Below are 18,794 nucleotides of genomic sequence, written 5' to 3' on the forward strand. Positions count from 1 at the left end.
GCACTCAAGAAAGTCAAACTCGACAAACGAAATGAGGAAGAAGGAAAAATGAATAACCTTTTTCCTTCTTGCTCCTCCTCAAATTTTTACTTCGGATACCACTTTTAAAAAATAATGCAACTGTAGGTTAGCTCGAAATCATTAGGTCATCTGTCATTCCCAATTCTTTAATCTAAAATATAAAATCTAAAATGCTGAAAAATGTCTTCTATAGCAGTTCTCAATAAAGTGAGGTATGCCCTATGCCCTATGCCCTATGCCCTATGCCCTATATCAAGCGTGCACCTCATGTTACTGAGAAAGGCTATACTTTTATTCGGTAACAGGTAACACTATCTCAAATTCAGTTCCTCCCCCCAAAGTAGAATTCACATTAATTGTTCCGCCGTGGGTTTCGACTACTATCTGGCGGGCGATCGCCAATCCTAACCCCGTGCCTTTTCCTACTGCCTTCGTTGTGAACAGATGGTCAAAAATCCGCTGTTTCACTGATTCTGTCATGCCCGCACCGTTATCGGCAATCTGAATTTTGATGTGCCGATCGCCCCACTGACTGGTACGAACTGTGATACAGTGTGGATTTGCTTTAATTGCCTCCAAACTGCGTCCTTGGTTTGATTCTTCTAGGGCATCGATCGCGTTAGCAAGCAGGTTCATAAAGACTTGGTTCAGTTGACCGGGAAAACATTCGATGGGGGGGAGATTGCCGTAGTCTGTGACCACTTCGATCGCAGGATGGTGTTCGTTAGCTTTCAGCCGATGTTTCAAAATTAAGATGGTGCTGTCAATGCCCTCATGGATATTAAAGGGAACTTTGTAGTCTTTATCGGCCCTGGAGAAGGTGCGGAGGCTGGTGCTAATGCCGCGAATGCGATCGCACCCCACTTTCATCGACAACAGCATCTTTGGCAAATCTTCTAAGGCATACTCTAAATCAATATTCTCAGCATCTTCTTCAATTTCCTCGCCTGGATTTGGCAGTTTTTCTTGATATAATTTTAAGTGACCAATCACATCTTTGATCGTGGTGGTTGCTTCCTCAATATTGCCGCTAATAAAGCCGACAGGATTATTGATTTCGTGGGCTATTCCTGTGACTAGATTGCCCAAGGCGGACATTTTTTCGCTTTGCACGATCTGTAACTGTGCTTGCTGCAAATCAAGGAGCGATCGCTCTAATTCTTTTGCATAAGCTTGAGATTGTTGGTACAAGCGCGCATTTTCTAGAGAGATAGCTGCTTGGGCGCACAAAAGTTGAATGACTTCAGTGCGATCCTCTGTAAATGCACCGATTGTCAAGTTATTTTCTAGGTATAGCAACCCGATTAATTTACCCTGATTTAAAATCGGGGTACACAGCACACTTTTGGGCTTTTCCTGCATCAAATACGTATCTGCAATAAAATCGTTTTGTACTGCTGCATTATCCAAAACTACCGTTTTCCAAGTCCGCTTAACATAGTTAAGCACAGCAGCGGGAACCTCGTAGCTGGCTGACAGCGGTACAGATATTGAGATGACATCTTGATTGAAGGAAGCTACAGCTTCGATCGCGAGATTTCCATCCTTAACCAACAGCAAAACTGCTTTTTTTGCCCCGGCATTTTCCATCACCACAGACATCAGTGCAGCCAGAACTTTTTCTAATTGAATTTCACTTGATAGAGTTTGGGAGGCTTTGAGAATAGTCGCGAAATCGAGGGCTTCGTAAATACTGCTACTGCTAGATAGAGTTGTGTGCAAGGTTTGATGTAAAACTGACGATTTATTGATTGTGTGGAGGCGGGTTTCGCTAATGCCAAAACGATTTTCTCTTGCCTGCAATATGGGAGCAAGAAGTTGGGGGTAGCGTTTTTCTAAGTCATCGATTTTGGCTTTCGCACCCCAGTGAGCGTAACAGTAGTAGGCGTCTTGCATATAAGCTTGTGCCACTTTTTCTTTGCCCCAGTCCAGGTAGAATTTAGCTGCTAATTCGTTAGCAAGGGCTTCTTCTTGGATGTATTTGTTTTCTTTCGCTCCAGAAATGGCGCGATCGTACATTTCAATAGCTTCTGCCCTCTGTCTGGCAACTCGGTATTTCTCTGCTTCTACCAACTGCCACTTATGCAAATAATTCATGGGGGCGTGTTCTGCCCAATGCTGCAACTTCCTTTGATTTTCCTGAACTCGTTGCCGCTGCGTTTCTAACTGAGTCTCGGACTCAGGAGTGGCAAGGGCTATGAGTGAGTCATAGAAATATAAAACAGCTTCGGAAGTAAGTCCTAGGCCTCCCGCTATATACTGTCTTGCTCGATCGACATCTGCCCAGGCCCCAGCAATGTCTTCCAGCAGGAATCTCAACGTCGTCCTGTACAGATAGAAGGTGTAGAGTCGGTACAAATCGTTAGAGGCAAGCGACTGAGAAACCAGCTTCTCCTCATAGCGTTCCTCTTCAAAGGAAATCTCAAACTTGTTTGGATTACCCAATAAAAACAGCGTTGTTTCCCAATAAATCGAACAATAATTTGCCGTCGTTAGTTGGTTGAGGTCGAGTAATTGCTGACGGTATGCCCGAATTTGGGGCTCAAGTTCTGCCAAAGGTTGACCGCACCAGTAGGAATTTAGACAAAATCCATGGCCATTATGCCCGACAAACTCTAGATTGCCTGTTTCTAATCCGGCTTGATAGCCTGCCTGAAAAATGGGGAGGGTCTCCCGCAAATGCGATTTGCGATGGTACAACATGGCTCCGATCACAACACAAGTTGCAGAGCGAATATTTTTGGCATCCGCCCCACTGGCAAGACGATAAGCTAATCGGCCAAATTGATCGGCTACCGTCACATCTTGTAGAAAGTTGTTGAGAATCCCCCCATAAAAACTATAGCTATAAGCTGAAGTACGACTGTTGCCATATTGGATAGATAAATTTACCTGTAAGGCAGTCACCAGTGGAAACAAAGACGAACCAACCAGATAACAAGCTGACACCATACTTGCCGCCACTTGCATCGCAGCCAGCTTTTGGGGGTTTACCATCGCTGGCAGATCGAATAACTCTTCAATCGGTCGATCGCCGATCGAGCTATTAATTTCCTGCACTGCTTGCTGAATATCTTCTGATGTAGGGCGATCGGGCAATTCAACTCCTAATTCTTTGAGAATCAACAAACCGATAGCAATTGCTTCTAAAAACTTGTTCTGGGACGATAATGCCTGAATTTTGACGGTGTAAACGCTCACTCGCTCTAGGGGAGTTCTGGTATGATCAATCACAGTGTCAATCCACCGATCCATCTCGTCAAAATCACCACAGAGTGAAGCCACTTCTGCGGCTATTTCGTGCAAGTTCAAGGTCATCTCGTACTGTCGTTGCCAAGCGCTCTCTCCCAGCAAATTTAGCCCGATCGCAGCATACTCGCGAGCAGCTTGATAAGCAGTAGCGGCTCTGGCTTTGCGGCAAGCCGTGAGGTTGAGTTGTGCCAGATGGTCGCGTTCTGTTTGGTCTTCAATCAGCGCAATACCATAATTCAACTGATTGACGACTGAAAAAATTTGCTCTTCTATAGCTGCGGGTGAAACTTGCTGGATCAGCAATTGTCCGATCTGATAGTGAACGCGCGATCGCTCTTGTTGGGGAATTAAAGAATAGGCAGCTTGCTGAACGCGATCGTGCAAAAACTTGTAATTCACCACCTCCGAATTTTCGGCCTCCTCCCGTCTTTCTCGCCCCATATAAAACTTGTAGACTTCACTTTCAGGCAGGATTAACCCCTCTTGCAAAGCCTTCCACAAATCCGCCGCCGTTTCCGTTTCCAATTGCTGGGAGACAACTGCCAAAGTCCCCAAATCAAACTGATTCCCAACACAAGCAGCCAACTTCAACACATTCTGAGTCCCTGGCGGCAATTTTTGCAACTGCAACGCCATAAACTCGACCACATCATCCGTCAGCGCTGCCTCCCGAACTCGCACAATATCGCACTGCCAATAACCAGCAACCCGGTCAAACTCAATCAGCTCATCCTGATGCAGTGCTTTGAGAAACTGCGTTGCAAAAAAGGGATTTCCTTGGGTTTTTTGTGCCGCCAAATCAGCCAAAGGTCTTGCCCAAGATCGATCGCAATTGAGCGTATCAGCAACCAAATGATTTAGGCTTTCTGAACTCAACGGTTCCAGCGTCAGAGTATTCACCGTCGCCCCAGCTTTTGCCATTGCATCCAGTGTCAGCATCAACGGATGTGCTGCAAACACTTCATTATCTCGGTAGGCACCAATTACTAATAAATAGTCGGTTGCTGACTCGGCAACCAGCAGTTGCATTAACCGCAGCGAGGCGGAATCAGCCCACTGCAAGTCATCCAAAAACATCACCAGGGGATGTTCTGGTTTGGTGAACACGCGAATAAAATTTTGAAAGAGCAAATCAAACCGATTTTGGGCTGCAGTTCCTGATAATTCGAGTGCGGGCGGTTGTGGCCCAATAATTCTTTCGAGTTCTGGGATTACTTCAATAATGACTTGTCCGTTATCGCCCACTGCTTGCAATATTTGAGTTTGCCAATTTTTCAACTGCTGGTCACTGGCGGTCAACAGTTGTCCCATTAAATCTCGAAATGCTTGGACAAAAGCTGAGAAAGGAATGTTGCGGTTAAATTGGTCGAATTTGCCTTTGATGAAATAGCCGCGCTGGCGGGCAATTGGTTTGTGAACTTCATTGACAATTGCAGTTTTCCCTATCCCAGAAAAACCCGCAACTAACATTAACTCACAGCCTCCACCCTGTTCTGATGGCTGCTGGGAAAAACCTGATACTCGATCGAATGCGGAGAGTAATTCGGCAACTTCGGCTTCGCGGCCGTAGAGTTTTTCGGGTATGAGGAAGCGATCGCCCACATCCCTCTGCGCGATCGTAAAACTCTCTATCTTACCGTTTTCTTCAAGTTGCTTCAAACAAAATTCTAAATCAAATTTCAGTCCCAAGGCACTCTGATAGCGGTCTTCGGCATTCTTTGCCATTAATTTGCTGACAATCTCCGAGAGTACCGGCGGGATTTCGGGATTGATTTCATGCAGTGAGGGCGGTTGCTTGGCAATATGACAGTGTACCAATTCCATCGCATCGTTGGATTGAAACGGCAATTGTCCCGCCAGCAATCCGTAAAAAGTCACGCCCAAAGAATAAAAGTCTGTCCGGTAGTCAATCCCCCGATTCATCCTTCCCGTTTGTTCGGGAGACAAATAGCCGAGTGTTCCTTCCAAGACGTTAGGATTCATCAGGGTTTGAGTTTCCCTTGGCAGCAATGATGCAATACTAAAGTCAATGAGTTTGACTTGTTTTGTTTGGGGATTAATTAAAATATTGGCTGGTTTAATGTCTTTGTGAATTATCCGGTGGCGGTAGAGTATATCTAATGTATTGCTCAGGTCGATGCCCACTTGCAAAAACTCGCTCAGAGACGGCCCCGCTTCCTGTTTTTCCATCCATTCGTTCAGAGAAATTCCCCCAAAGTCTTCCATTACCAGCGCATAGCTGTTTTGGTAGGTTTCCAATCTGTAGGTTTCGATGATTCCGGGTAAGTTGAGGTTTTTGGCGATCGTGTACTGATTGCGAAATTGCACCAGTTCGCTGAAGGTGGGATACTGACTCCGCAAGACTTTGATGGCGACGGGCTGTTTGTCGCCCCTGCGGAAAGCTCGATAAACTAGGGTGCGAGTTCCTGAGTAAATGCGATCGAGAATTTGATAACCTGTCAATGTAAAATTTATACTTGCCATACTTTTATTCTTCCCGTCCTCCGCGGGCTATTTCCCCATTAGCAGAAGCCAATACACTTTCCCAGTCTCGTAATTGTTATTTTAAATCAATATGACATATATCGCTCAATGTTGGTGATGGGGATCACTGAAGTAAGGTAGTTTAAAAACAGGGCAATTCCTATTTTTATTAAAAATTAAATAGCCTCATCCATATTGGAATAGTGAATAATAAACTAACGCAGCCGAGGCCGATCGCAGTTACGGCTAATTCGCGATCGAGATTGAAAGCTTCTGCCAGCAAAGTAGTACCAAAAGCAGGAGGCATTGCCATTTGCAGCACTAGCACAAGTCGCGGCGCGCCCGCGATGCCAAAAAACGTTAATCCCGTGCCAATTACCAAGGGAATTAACAGCATTTTAATCGCCAGACAAGCCAAAACTTGTTTGAGGTTGTGCAAGGAATTCAACTTGCTCAACTGCATCCCGATCGTAATTAAAGCTAAAGTAATTACAGTCCAAGCGCCTGTGGTTAACAATTCTGCGATTTGTGCCGACAGCGGCAAGCTGCGCGAGACAAATCCTACACCAAAAGCCCACAGTGCCGGATTCAGAAAAATTGCCCGCAGGGGACTTAACCAACTCTGACGGCGATCGCTTTTACCGCAGTGAGAAGCAATAGCAACTCCCAGTATATTGATTCCCATGGTAGTGCCTAGCAAGTCGTAAAACAACGCCCAGGCAAAGTGTTCCGCGCCTAATAAGGACAAACTGACGGGAATGCCTAAAAAACCCGTATTACCCACCATCGTTGCCAATAAGAAGCTGCCTTGAGTGGGCAAACTCCAAGCGGTGTTGTGTTCCGGGCTATTTGGGGTGCTCCGATTAACATTCTTGAGACGTTCCTCGCCGACACCGAAATTTATCAAAATCCAAGCGAGTCCTCCACCTGCTAGAATTGCCGCCCAAGCTATCAGCGGCGCCTTCCAAATAGCGCCCGACAAATTGGCGCTGCGGATAAAAGCAACAATGCTCAATGGCGTGCCAAAGAAGAAAAGAAACTTGGCTAAATATGTAGAATAGCTTCTCGGTAGCAGGCGGCCGAGAAAAAATCCCAATGCTACCCATCCGATCAGATTTAGATAAAGTTTGAGCAGCGGATTTTCTAAATAAAGCATGATTGACTAAATATTTACTAAATACTTACGCATATCCACTACTTTTGCCAAAAAAGCCCACATTTACCCTACCGCCGCAGTTTTCCCTGGCACCGCAGGGCTAAATATTAATGATTATTCAGCCTCGCAGATAATTTTCCATACAGGCCTTGACATCCACAGAAGCGCGTGTAATGATGAGATTGAGGAATAAATCAACATAGGTTAAAACTATGGCACGGCAAGCAAAACAATCGTCTCAAGTCAAAAGTTCCAGCAGCCAAGCAGCCTCCAATACTCGCACCAAATTTACCCTCTACAATTTTGCCGGAAACGCAAAGGCTTTCTATCTAGTCGATCGCATTAATTTAGAAAGAAAGCCCGGTGATATCCCAGAAAAATCCGTCGCTCACAGCATCATTATCATCGACCGTTCCGGCTCAATGTATTATGACTTAGAACCACTGAAAGAAACCCTAATCAAGCTTTTGACCTTAGACGAATACAACAATTACCAGCTAATTGTCAGCCTGGTTTCCTATGCTAGTAAGGGGGACGTAATTTGTCACTTCCAGCGAATTCCCATTCAAGAAGTGCTGAAGTTTGACTCTCAATACATCAAAGAAATTCAAAAAATCCACACGGCTGGCTCTACCTGCATATCGCAGTCGATGGAACTCGCTAAATCTCTGGTTAAACCGGGAGAAATGACAGCGATCAATTTGCACACAGACGGCTATGCAAATGACCCCAGTGCCAATTCCGAAGCTGCAAAACTAGGGAAAATTTCCGAAGAACTCAAAGACATGGATGTGTTTGCCAACACGATATCCTATGCCTATGCTGACTTCAAACTGCTCTCCAAAATCGCCAACATATTATCGGGAAATTGCATCCGCGCTGGCGAAGTCAAAATGGTTTATGATGCTCTTTACGACAGCACAAAACTGTTAGGCAGTTCCGTTGCACCTCCGCTGGAAGAACCGTTAATTAAGGAATATGATTATCAAGTTTTTGTTTCCAAAAGTGGCAAGAAAATCAACGGTTCATCGAGCACGCTGAAAATCTGCGGGCTGAAAGCAGACGATCGCGGACTTTTTTACAAATATCAGAAAGTCGTCAAAGATGAGTATGACAAACTAGATGTTCCCGTTGCTCAAACTGATGAGTCGGTGTTTGCTTTTGCGAAAGCTAACCTCGCTGACGGCAATTTAAATACGGCTAAGTATGCGCTGGCGAGCACCTTCGATGCTACTTTAACGGAAAAACACGCTAAAGCTTTGACAAATGCCCAAATAGCCGAGTTTACCGAAGATTTGGAACAGGCTGTTTTTGCGCCTGATGTGTTGAAAAATCATGAAATTGGCGATCGGGTAAAAGTCAGCGAGAAAATTTCCCTGCTGGAGTTAATCAAGATATTGGAGGAAAACAGCAACAGCATCATCATCAACTTGAAACACTTGCAAGAAAATTATCAGCGAAAAGGTTTGAAGCGAATTGAGGGAAAGCGAGACGAAAACGGCAACCTGGTCAAGCCTTGGCTGAAAACTGAATTCTTAGATGGTGGCGAATACGTGCAAATGGGTTCATTTGCCATCAATCAAAATACCGCTACCATCAATATGCTGATTACCCGAAAAGCTAAGCTGGTAAAAGTTGAGGATGAAACTTTAATCGCAGAAGTGGCGGGAATTCTAGTTACAGACCTCAATACTTTCAACAATTATACCATTGTCAGCGACGGCGAAGTTAATATCAAGTCGCTGCGAACCAAAATCAGCAGCAAACCAGTGTTTGATTTGCTCAAAAAATGCGGTGTTCTTGAAAAAGACGGTTCGCCTGTGCAAGAATTTGACTTCCGTTCAGAGTACGATATAAAGTTAGATATTTTGCCCCTCGTGCCTTTTGACGGGCGTTACGGCAGCCTTGACGGAGTGTTTGAGGAACTCGCAGAAATCAAAATTCTCTCTAGCATTCTCTCGGCTCATTTGAAGGAGGAATCCGAGGCTTACACTGCGGAACAATTGGAAGAATTGAAACAGCATTATCTGTCAAAAAGCCTTTACATCAACTTTCCGACGACGACGGAATACACAGATTTAAAAAGTGCGATCGCCCACGGTTCAGTAGATTCGCGAGTCAGCTACAAAATCGACATCGGCAGCAAAAACATCCTTAACTTCGGCAAATTGCACTCGGCAAACAAATTTCTCGATCGCCTTTATGAAGTTTACCACAAAAACACGGGCGAAAAGCTAGCAAAACCGACATTTGACATCACCTTAGATGAGCCTGTTGTCTTCGCACACAAAACGCTGTCATCCCGAACAAAAATTACCAAAGTTGACGACTTGATGAAACTGATTTTCGATGAGTTTTTGGGGTTGGAGGATAACGGAATTGTGAGCGCTACTTTAGCCAAAGTGGGTGCAGATAGTTTGCTGCGCCTTTTGCAAGCGAAATGGCAGGAAGAAGATGTCAAGCGAGAGGAATTTGTCGCTGCTTTAGCTAACGCGAATGAGCGACTGGAAGCTTATGCTGAAAAAGTGTACAGGGAAAAAGTTTCACCGCTGGTTTTCTATATCGGTTCTACCGGACTTATCCCGGATGAAATGGAGGCAAAAGCGGCGACTGCTGAGGAAATTAATTCTAAATACGGCAACTTGCAATTTTCTAAAGATGAGCAAGAGGGGATGTTTTTTGAAGTGGGGGGCTGTATTATTAGCGTGTATGCTAAGAATGAGTATTTCACTGTAGGGAAGTAGGAATTAGGGTGGGCTTTTGTCCACCTTGGTTAAATATGGGTGATTGAAATAAACCGCAAAGGCGCAGCGGTGGCGACTAGGAAATAGGTAAATGGGACAAGTGTTAGGTTGCGAAGACGAAAGGAGCGATCGGAATCGTTCCGGTTTGTAACTTTCCTTTGGTGTTGCTTTTGCGAAAGTTTATTCTGTGGTAGGATAGAGAACAACGCTCTATAAAAAATCTAGTAGCCAAATTCTCTGCAATTAGGTTACAATGATATTACGCGAATTCTCATATATTACGCGAATTCTCATATATTACGCGAATTCTCATACGGAGGGCAAACCAATGACACAAACATTATCAATGTCTGTTCTCTATAAAAAACTCTCGGCGATCGGTTTCTCAAAACGTTTCGTTCGAGAAAAAGGTTTGCCCAGTTGGTGGAATGAAGAACTAGACAATAAACCCGCCGCCGTCCTAGAGGGTGCTGGTCATATTGCCCAACGTCTGCACCTAGACCTCAAGAGTCTTTTAGCCGAGAATCAGAAGCCTCAGTTTAAGCCCTTACTCCATACCAAGTTCAAGTACCATCAACAGGATAAAGCAGATGTACCTGATGTTGCCCATCAACTTGCCTCACGGGTTGCGGAAGTCGTAGCTGATACTATAAAGCTCGAATTTCAGCCCATCCCATCCGACCCTCATCAAGTTCGTTCAGAGATAGTGGCTAAACATCCTCAAGTCACTTTATACAGCTTGCTCGATTACTGTTGGCAACATGGTATCGCTGTTGTCTATTTTAAGAATTACCCTAAAAAAACCCGCAAAATTAGAGGCATGATCCAATGGCAAGCCGAGCATCCCGTGATTGTCTTAAGTAGTGGTAACACACAACCCGTATGTCTAGCATTCGATCTTGCCCATGAACTGGGTCATCTCGCCCTTGGTCATATTCAAGAAGGTATTTTGATTGATGATGATATTAAGCAAGGCTGTGATGATCGAGAAGAAAGAGATAGCAATCAGTTTGCAGTTAAACTGCTAGTCAACAGTTTTGACAACTCCATCGGCCATAAAAAATTTAACAATGCAAAAGACCTAAAGAATAAAATTATTCAACTTATTCAAAGTGACTCAACTATTGATCCATCTGCATTAGCTTTAAATTATGGCTGGTATAATAAAGATTATTTTGCATTGTCTATGGGATGTGTAAATTTAATCAATCCTGCTAAAGAAGGACACAAGACTATTAACAAATTTTTAGAGCAGCATCTAAATTGGGAGGAATTAAGTGACGATAATGCTGATTACTTAGACCAAATTTTAGGAGAATAGCTTTGTCTGCTTGTATCTATTGCATCGATAATGACATCATCAAAAAGCTTGCTACATTCCAGCTATTCGATAAGACTCTTCAATTATTTGATGCTAGTTCTGAGCAAGTTAATATCCTAGAGACGGCACAATATAAATTTGAAGGCGATTGGAAAAAATTTGAAGCAGGTAAAAGTCGAAAATCAGAAGATTCTCTGATTAATTATAAACAAGTTCTTTACCTTACTAAGACTTTACCAAAAATATCTGAATCTGATATTGACCAAGAAATTTTTATCCAATTATCCAATATTGAAAATATCGATCAAGGTGAAGCCATTCTCACAAGTCATGCTATACAAATTATCCAAAAAGATAAATCTGCTCAGATTTTTACGGGAGATAAAAGATTCATCAAAGCCTTAGCAAAAGTTAACTTACCTATCATTCAAGAATCTCTCAATCATAGATTATGGTGCTTAGAGCAACTTGTTCTCAGAAATATTGAAGCCGATGGCTTTGAGACTATTCGAGATTTCCTTGTTCCTGTTCGAGAATGTGATACAGCAATTAAGAGTGTTTTTGGTTCAGGGCTTAAATCAACACCTGAGAACTCCCTAGCTACTTTAAAAAATTATATTGAGGAGTGTCGGCAGGAGGCAGGTAATCTACTAAATCCTTACAAGTAGATTTAAGTGTGACACGCTTGCCTTAGTGCTGGCTTAAAACGGAATTTCCTCATCTTCATCTTCCACCGTCTTAGCCGTCATCCGCCAACTGGTAATATACTCAATTTGCACATCAACTTTGTTAATCGCTTCCGCTAACCGCTTTTGAATGTTTTAGCGATTTCTGGCCTAATTAGGGCATCTTGAGGAGCTCATGTTGAACTCGCAATCTGCCTAGCAGCTTCTCGCAGCCGCTCCATATCGCGCATCGGCGGTATACCAAAGAGCCGCTTGTACTCTCGGTTGAAGTGCGAGGAATCGTCATAACCGACACGGTAAGCAGCACTGGTAGCGTCAAGGTTTTGCCCCAGCATCAGACGGCGAGCTTCTTGGAGCCGCAGTTGCTTCTGGAACTGCAAGGGACTCATGGCAGTGACAGACTTGAAGTGATGGTGGAAGCTCGATACACTCATTCCCAGCTCTCGTGCGATGCTTTCAATCCGAAGCGGCTGGTTAAAGTCTTTACGAAGTCGATCGACAGCTCTAGCAATTTGGTGGGTAGAGCCACCCAGAACGGCAATTTGACGCAGCCGATCGCCTTGCGCTCCCATCAGCAGTCGATAAATGATTTCTCGCTTAATCAGGGGTGCAAGCACATGAGCTTCCACCGGGGAATCGAGCAACCTGACGAATCGCACCGTAGCGTCTAGCAGATTGGTATCCAGTGGACTGACATCGATCGCTTTGACACTAGCCTCCCTTTGAGCTGAGGGATAGCCTGCCTCAACCATGACTGAGCCAACGAGGGTGGGGTCGAGATCCAGACGAAGCCCCAGGTACGGTTTTTCCTGGGTTGCTTCTAGAATTCGGCTGGCAATCGGTAGTTCGACCGTCCCCAATAGATAGTGCATCGGATCGTACTGGTAGCGATCGCTGCCTAGCAGCACTTCTTTGCTGCCCTGAGCAATGACACAAAAGGAAGGAATCGAGACACTATGAACGCATTCCGAAGGTGAGGAGGAGCGGTAGAAGTGCAATCCTTTGAGCGGCTCGATCGTCCCATCATGACGAATCGCCTGTGCAATCCGCTCGGTCAGTTCGTCTCTGTGGGCTTGCGCTCTATCTGCCTCGCGCTTTGCCTGCGGGTCGTTCATTAACTCCATATCGGGCTTTTCACTCAGTTTGGCAGCGTTCATTTCTAAGTTTGCAGGATTGTACAACAATTTTAGACGATCGTTCTATTGCTTGCCCTTGAGCATTCTTAGAATGAAGCTAAAGCAATGAAAAACCATTTCGGCTTCTTATAAGCATTCTGGATTTTTATACAAGAGAAAACTCAGTTTTGATTGGGCAAGAGATTCGCCTACTGACAACCAAAAGGGCATCAAGGCGAACCTTGCTTCTTAAAAAATTCATCCCTATTGATAGAGCAGGCGCTAAGTGTTCGATCTCTACAATTGGGGTAGCCAAAGGAATTCAAACGATGAAACTGTTCACGGCAAGGGTCATATTGCTTTCTCTGCTCGCTTCGGTATCGGCCCAAGCAAATCAGGCAGGAGCCGCCGAGGGGTCCGGTGCTCCCCAGACCGCGCCAATGCAAGATTCGCAGACAATCAACATCACGCGAAGCGGCTCTGTGCCCTCGCGGAACGGACCAGCCGAAAACTTTACGGGTTCGGTGCGCGTCGATCCTCTGTTCCAGGCGAACGATCCAGCAGACACGTCTGGCGCCAACGTTACATTTGAGCCTGGTGCTCGATCGGCATGGCACACCCATCCGCTTGGTCAGACCCTGATCGTGACAGCGGGCGTCGGGCGGGTGCAGGGCTGGGGGGGGCCGATCGAGGAGATCCGGCAAGGAGATGTCGTCCGGATTCCGCCCGGTGTAAAACACTGGCACGGAGCCTCGCCAAACACCGCGATGACGCATATCGCGATCGTGGAACAGCTCGACGGCAAGAGCACCGACTGGATGGAAAAGGTCAGCGACGAGCAGTACGGCACGCCAGTCCAGGCGCAACGGTCGGCATCCGCTGTGCCTGCACGCTCCGTCCCCGGTGTCAGTGTGCAACCGACGCCGGCCCAAAGAGCGATCGGCGATATCGCTCCCAAGTTAGTCGAGCTTACCGACAGCGTGCTATTTGGTGATGTCTGGGAACGCCCGCAGCTATCAAAGCGCGATCGCAGCCTGGTGACCGTCAGCGCGCTGATCGCGATGAACCGTCCCGACCAGCTTCGATTTCACCTCGCCAGAGCGCGCGAAAATGGCGTCACCCAAGACGAGTTGATCGAGACCATTACCCACTTGGCGTTTTACGCGGGCTGGCCTAACGCAGTTACCGCGATTGCCGTGGCTAAGGAAGTCTTTGAGAACAAAGGACGCCCCAGCCAAGGCGCTTCTGCGCCTGCGGTGGGTGCAGACCGTTAGAAGAGTCGGCGCGAAAAACAAACACTTGTCCAGGGGTGGTTTGAGAATTTTGCAAGGAGAATCATGGACGATAATCAAGAACGGAAAGATTTCAGTTCAACCGAGAGCGATGAGCAACTCAGCGCGGACGAAGAAACACTGCTCGACCAACTCGGTATTGTCGGCGCTGCTCGCCGCAAATTCTTGGGGCAAAGCATGGCTGCCCTACTCGGCACCTTCGCCTTCCACCTGCTGGCTAAAGAGGAGGCCTTTTCCACGCTCGCCGCTGCGCCCGACGCCGTGTTCGCCCAGACCCCTGCGGTTGAAAACGCCGTTAACGTTCTTTTGAAAATCAACGGCTCGACCCAACGCCTGGAAGTGGATTCGCGCACGGCGCTGCTAGACGCCCTGCGCGAAAGACTTGGATTGACCGGCACCAAAAAAGGATGCGATCAAGGACAGTGCGGCGCTTGTACGGTGATCGTTGACGGGCGCCGCGTGCTTTCTTGTCTGACACTTGCCGCGAGCTGCGAGGGGAAAGAGGTGACGACCATCGAAGGGATCGCTGACGGCGACAATCTTCATCCGATGCAGGCGGCGTTCATCAAACACGACGGCTTCCAGTGCGGCTACTGCACGCCGGGGCAGATATGTTCGGCGGTGGCGCTTCTGCAGGAAGCCAAAAACGGCGACGCGAGTCACGTCACTAACAATTTGCGGACGAGCGCCCAGAATGTAGCCCTCTCTGATGAAGAAATCAGAGAACGCATGAGCGGCAATATTTGCCGTTGCGGCGCGTATCCGGGAATCGTTGCGGCAATCAGAGAAGTTCAGTCCGGGCGCGAAACAGCCCAAGCTTGGCATTTCGCGAGCGATGAAGAAATTGCCGTTGCATTGAATGAGGAGGGCAAAGCCGATGAAATCGTTTAAATATTCAAGTGCAACCGACGCGGCAAGCGCCGTTGGCACCGTTTCCGCTAATCAAACGGCAAAGTTTCTCGCAGGCGGGACAAATTTGATTGATTTGATGAAAGAATACGTCGAGCGTCCCAGCGAACTTGTTGACATCTCAGGTTTGAATCTGGCGGAAATTCGATCGACCTCGAACGGAATTTCGATCGGCGCCTTAGCCAAAAATACCGACACGGCCAACCATCCGCTCGTCCGGCAAAATTACCCGCTTCTGTCAATGGCGATTTTAGCCGGCGCCTCCGCGCAGCTTCGCAATATGGCGACCAACGGGGGAAATTTAATGCAGCGCACCCGTTGCCAGTATTTTTACGACATCGCTATGCCGTGCAACAAACGCGATCCCGGCAGCGGATGCGGAGCGCTTGAGGGGCTTAATCGCATTCATGCCATTTTTGGCTACAGCGACAAATGCGTGGCGACTTACCCGGGCGATATGGCGAATGCGCTTTATGCGCTTGACGCGGTAGTGAGGATTCGCGGCACGAACGGGCAAGAACGCACAATCCCGCTCCAGGATTTTCATCGCTTGCCGGGAAACACGCCTGAAAAAGATAACAATCTTCAGCATGGGGAATTGATCGTCGCGATCGAAATGCCCAAGAATAACTTCGCCAACAAGTCTTATTACCTAAAAGTTCGCGATCGCGCTTCCTATGCTTTTGCACTGCTTGCCGTGGCTGCTGCTTTAGAAACAAGCGGCAACACCATCAAACAGGCACGTGTTGTTTTGGGCAGCGTCGCGCATAAACCTTGGCGTTCACCCGAAGCGGAAAGAGTTCTGATTGGAAAACCTGCTACGGAAACAACTTTTCAGGCTGCTGCCGAAGCGGCTCTCAAAGATGCGAAACCGCTTGAACATAACGGTTATAAAGTCGAACTCGGAAAACGCGCCATTGTTCTGGCTTTGCAGCAAGCGATGACGAGCGGTGCGGCCTAATTATATCAATTCCGGTTGCATTGGAATGATTAAACCGCAGAGAACGCAGAGAACGCAGAGTTCGAGAACAGAGAGATGAATACAGGACGATGAAGGGCGGATTTGATATTAGGGAGGATAAACGAAATGCCAAGATACATCGGAAAAGAAATGAGCCGCGTGGACGGCGTAGCCAAAGTTACGGGTCAGGCTAAATACGCGGCGGAATTCCAGGTTCCCAATCTCGCTTACGGTTTTATCGTGCTGGGAACCGTAGCAAAGGGCACGATTAAATCAATCGACACGCGTGAGGCTGAAGGCGCCGCAGGCGTAATTCGCGTCTTCACGCACCTGAACGCACCGAAGCTTGGTCCGAAGTCTTCCACGGAGCAGGCCCCGCCCCGCGCCACCGAAGAGGAAGACAAGTCGTTTCGGGCGCTCCAGTCCGACAAAATCTTCTTCAACATGCAGCCCGTGGCACTCGTCGTCGCCGAGACATACGAGCAGGCACGTTATGCGGCACGTCTGGTTAAAGTCTCCTACAACTCACAGCAGCACGCGACCGACACTGAGGCGGTGCGATCGAGCGGGCGCGTCCCCGCTAAAGAGCCGCCTCCGAAGACGCGCGGTAATCCCGAAGAGGCGATGCGCGCAGCGGCCGTGAAGGTAGAGGCCGAGTACCGCATCCCGATCGAGCACCACAACCCCATGGAGCCGCACGCGGCGATCGCGGTCTGGCAAGGCGATAATCTCACCATTTTCGACAAGACGCAGGGCGTCTATAGCGTGCGCGAACATTTGGCTTCAAGCTTCGGCGTGCCCGAGGAAAACGTGAACGTCGTCTCGCCCTTTGTCGGCGGGGCTTTCGGATCGTCGCTGCGCCCGAACTATTATCCGGCGCTAACGGCGATGGCGGCGCGCGAACTCAAGCGCCCAGTCAAAGTCGTCTATACGCGCACGCAGATGTTCACCGGCCACGGCTATCGTCCGCACACGATTCAGAAGATCGCGCTCGGTGCGGAGCGATCGGGAAAGCTCTCCGCGATGATTCATGAAGCCGTGCACAACACCTCCACCCTCGAGGAGTTCTCAGACGACACCACGCGTTTCACGCGCCAGGTCTACGCGTGCCCGAATCTCTACGCGCCGCTGAAGATTACCAACACCGACCTCCCCACCCCGACCTGGATGCGCGCACCGGGGGCCGTTAGCGGTATGTTCGCGCTCGAATGTGCGATGGACGAGCTGGCCTACGCGCTGAGGATCGACCCGCTCGAACTTCGGCTGATCAACTATTCCGAAACCGACCCCGAGAGCGGCAAGCCATTTTCGAGTAAGGCGTTGCGGGAGTGCTACCGGCTCGGCGCGGAAAAATTCGGTTGGAAGAATCGCAAGTTCGAGCCCCGATCGATGCGCGACGGACGCCTACTCGTTGGCTGGGGGATGGCGACCGGCGTCTGGGGCGCTTTCCAGATGCCCGCTGCAGCCCTCGTCACGCTGCAGGCGGACGGCACGGCGCGAGTCGCCAGTGCGACCAGTGACATCGGACCTGGCACCTACACGGTGATGACCATGATCGCTGCCGAGTATCTGGGGCTGAAGTTGGAGCAGGTGAAATTTGAACTCGGCGACACGAAGTTGCCTCGATCGCCGTCGCAGGGGGGCTCTTGGACGACGGCGAGCGTCGGCTCGGCCGTGCGCGGGGCGGCTCTGGCGATCGGCACGAAGTTGCTCGCCCTCGCGAACCAGGAACCGAATTCTCCGCTCAAGGGGGCAGCCTCCTCCGATGTCGAGATGCTCGACGGGCAACTGCGACTAAAAAGCGACCCGGATCGTTTCGTCAACATCTCCGCAGTGATGAAGCGTAATAATCTCACCGCAATCACGGAAATATTCGAGTCGCGTCCCTCAGAGGAGCGCGAGAAGTATGCGACGTTGGCGCACGGCGCGCAGTTCATTGAAGTGAAGGTCGATCCGGATGTGGGGACTGTCCACGTTACGCGCGCCATTGAAGTGAGCGCCTGCGGCAAGATCATGAATCCGAAGGCCTCGCACAGTCAGGAAATTGGCGGCGTTGTCTGGGGCATTGGTATGGCGCTGCAAGAGGCGACTGAAATCGACCATCGTTACGGGCGGATCATGAATCCGAATTTGCAGCACTATCACGTGCCGGTTAATGCCGATATCTTGGAGATCGAAACGATATTCGTTGAGGAGGAGGATAAAGTCGTCAATCCGCTCGGTGTCAAGGGCATGGGCGAACTCGGCATGGTGGGCATCCCGGCGGCGATCGCCAACGCTGTTTTTCATGCCACGGGCAAACGCATCAGGGATCTGCCGATTACGCCGGACAAGCTGCTTTGAGTTAGGCCATTTGATGAATGTAGTGCCAGCGCTAGTCGAAGCGCGATCGCCTCCACGAACCTCAGGGGGAACGGTGCGCGCTGGCAACGGTGGGCAGTGTGGAAGAATCTTCGTACCGTCACCTTGGTGCAACGCATGGGAATGGGTGCAAGACTGGTCCAGAAAAAAGTGAATTATAGGTATTGAACTATTATGTAGTGTGCTATATAATAGTTGTTGACTGGATTTTTAAATGGATAACAACTCGAACATCAACCAACGGCGACAGGTGGGGAGGCAGCTTTCGTTTGCCCTCTATAGTGCGTCGAACCGCGTCATTCGGCTTCATCGGCCCTTTCTTGAGCCTTTGGGTCTGACCTATCCTCAGTTTCTGGTCATGCTCGCTCTCTACGAGGGCACCCCGCGCACTGTTGGGGAAGTAGGGCAAGAACTCGGTATGGATAACGGAACCTTGACGCCCCTCTTAAAGCGCCTTGAGAGCGCGGGGTTGGTGACGCGCACCCGTGACCA

At 48.4% G+C, this 18,794-nt stretch carries 11 protein-coding genes; 8 read left to right on the forward strand and 3 right to left on the reverse strand.

Features of this window, described 5'->3' with window-relative positions; genetic code table 11:
* Positions 1-312: 312 nt before the first annotated feature.
* Both QUA47_RS07885 and QUA47_RS07890 read right to left on the reverse strand, forming a co-directional pair.
* Positions 313-5,757, reverse strand: a complete 5,445-nt coding sequence (locus tag QUA47_RS07885; RefSeq protein ID WP_333430335.1) for an AAA family ATPase — start codon at positions 5,755-5,757, stop codon at positions 313-315.
* Positions 5,758-5,926: 169 nt separating this feature from the next.
* Positions 5,927-6,913: an AEC family transporter gene (locus tag QUA47_RS07890; RefSeq protein WP_333430336.1), complete on the reverse strand. Its 987-nt coding sequence runs from the start codon at positions 6,911-6,913 to the stop codon at positions 5,927-5,929.
* A 212-nt stretch (positions 6,914-7,125) separates the two neighbouring features.
* Here QUA47_RS07890 and QUA47_RS07895 point away from each other — a divergent pair, with 212 nt between their 5' ends.
* The 3 genes from QUA47_RS07895 to QUA47_RS07905 all read left to right on the forward strand — a co-directional run bounded on the left by QUA47_RS07895 (position 7,126) and on the right by QUA47_RS07905 (position 11,646).
* Positions 7,126-9,657, forward strand: coding sequence for a VWA domain-containing protein (locus QUA47_RS07895; protein WP_333430337.1), 2,532 nt, complete (start codon positions 7,126-7,128; stop codon positions 9,655-9,657).
* A 328-nt stretch (positions 9,658-9,985) separates the two neighbouring features.
* A complete protein-coding gene (locus QUA47_RS07900; protein ID WP_333430338.1) occupies positions 9,986-10,978 on the forward strand; it encodes an ImmA/IrrE family metallo-endopeptidase in 993 nt (330 codons plus the stop codon).
* A gap of 2 nt (positions 10,979-10,980) precedes the next feature.
* Positions 10,981-11,646, forward strand: a complete 666-nt coding sequence (locus QUA47_RS07905) for a hypothetical protein (RefSeq protein WP_333430339.1) — start codon at positions 10,981-10,983, stop codon at positions 11,644-11,646.
* 191 nt (positions 11,647-11,837) lie between these two features.
* Here QUA47_RS07905 and QUA47_RS07910 read toward each other — a convergent pair whose 3' ends face one another.
* Positions 11,838-12,821, reverse strand: a complete 984-nt coding sequence (locus QUA47_RS07910) for an AraC family transcriptional regulator (RefSeq protein ID WP_333430340.1) — start codon at positions 12,819-12,821, stop codon at positions 11,838-11,840.
* A gap of 287 nt (positions 12,822-13,108) precedes the next feature.
* Between QUA47_RS07910 and QUA47_RS07915 the strand changes: the two genes are divergently transcribed.
* The 5 genes from QUA47_RS07915 to QUA47_RS30955 all read left to right on the forward strand — a co-directional run.
* Positions 13,109-14,053 carry a (R)-mandelonitrile lyase gene (locus QUA47_RS07915; RefSeq protein ID WP_333430341.1) on the forward strand — a complete coding sequence of 315 codons (945 nt, stop codon included), beginning with the start codon at positions 13,109-13,111 and terminating at the stop codon, positions 14,051-14,053.
* Between the two features lie 63 nt (positions 14,054-14,116).
* The gene (locus QUA47_RS07920) at positions 14,117-14,962 is read left to right on the forward strand and encodes a 2Fe-2S iron-sulfur cluster-binding protein (protein WP_333430342.1); all 846 of its coding nucleotides are present in this window, start codon (positions 14,117-14,119) and stop codon (positions 14,960-14,962) included.
* Complete coding sequence (locus tag QUA47_RS07925; RefSeq protein WP_333430343.1) at positions 14,949-15,941, forward strand: xanthine dehydrogenase family protein subunit M; 993 nt, start codon at positions 14,949-14,951, stop codon at positions 15,939-15,941. The genes QUA47_RS07920 and QUA47_RS07925 overlap by 14 nt, the downstream gene beginning before the upstream one ends.
* A 126-nt stretch (positions 15,942-16,067) precedes the next feature.
* On the forward strand, positions 16,068-18,284 hold the full coding sequence (locus QUA47_RS07930) for a xanthine dehydrogenase family protein molybdopterin-binding subunit (RefSeq protein ID WP_333430344.1): 2,217 nt from the start codon (positions 16,068-16,070) through the stop codon (positions 18,282-18,284).
* Between the two features lie 232 nt (positions 18,285-18,516).
* Positions 18,517-18,794 (forward strand): MarR family winged helix-turn-helix transcriptional regulator (locus QUA47_RS30955; protein WP_445302494.1); only part of this gene is annotated, 278 nt, incomplete at its 3' end.

The organism is Microcoleus sp. MON2_D5, assembly GCF_036701905.1.
Taxonomy (GTDB): Bacteria; Cyanobacteriota; Cyanobacteriia; order Cyanobacteriales; family Microcoleaceae; genus Microcoleus.

Coding starts and splice junctions, on each gene's coding strand:
- QUA47_RS07885 (WP_333430335.1), bottom strand. CDS start 5,757: ATGGCAAGTATAAATTTTACATTGACAGGTTATCAAATTCTCGATCGC.
- QUA47_RS07925 (WP_333430343.1), top strand. CDS start 14,949: ATGAAATCGTTTAAATATTCAAGTGCAACCGACGCGGCAAGCGCCGTT.
- QUA47_RS07930 (WP_333430344.1), top strand. CDS start 16,068: ATGCCAAGATACATCGGAAAAGAAATGAGCCGCGTGGACGGCGTAGCC.
- QUA47_RS07910 (WP_333430340.1), bottom strand. CDS start 12,821: ATGAACGCTGCCAAACTGAGTGAAAAGCCCGATATGGAGTTAATGAAC.
- QUA47_RS07915 (WP_333430341.1), top strand. CDS start 13,109: ATGAAACTGTTCACGGCAAGGGTCATATTGCTTTCTCTGCTCGCTTCG.
- QUA47_RS07895 (WP_333430337.1), top strand. CDS start 7,126: ATGGCACGGCAAGCAAAACAATCGTCTCAAGTCAAAAGTTCCAGCAGC.
- QUA47_RS07890 (WP_333430336.1), bottom strand. CDS start 6,913: ATGCTTTATTTAGAAAATCCGCTGCTCAAACTTTATCTAAATCTGATC.
- QUA47_RS07900 (WP_333430338.1), top strand. CDS start 9,986: ATGACACAAACATTATCAATGTCTGTTCTCTATAAAAAACTCTCGGCG.
- QUA47_RS07920 (WP_333430342.1), top strand. CDS start 14,117: ATGGACGATAATCAAGAACGGAAAGATTTCAGTTCAACCGAGAGCGAT.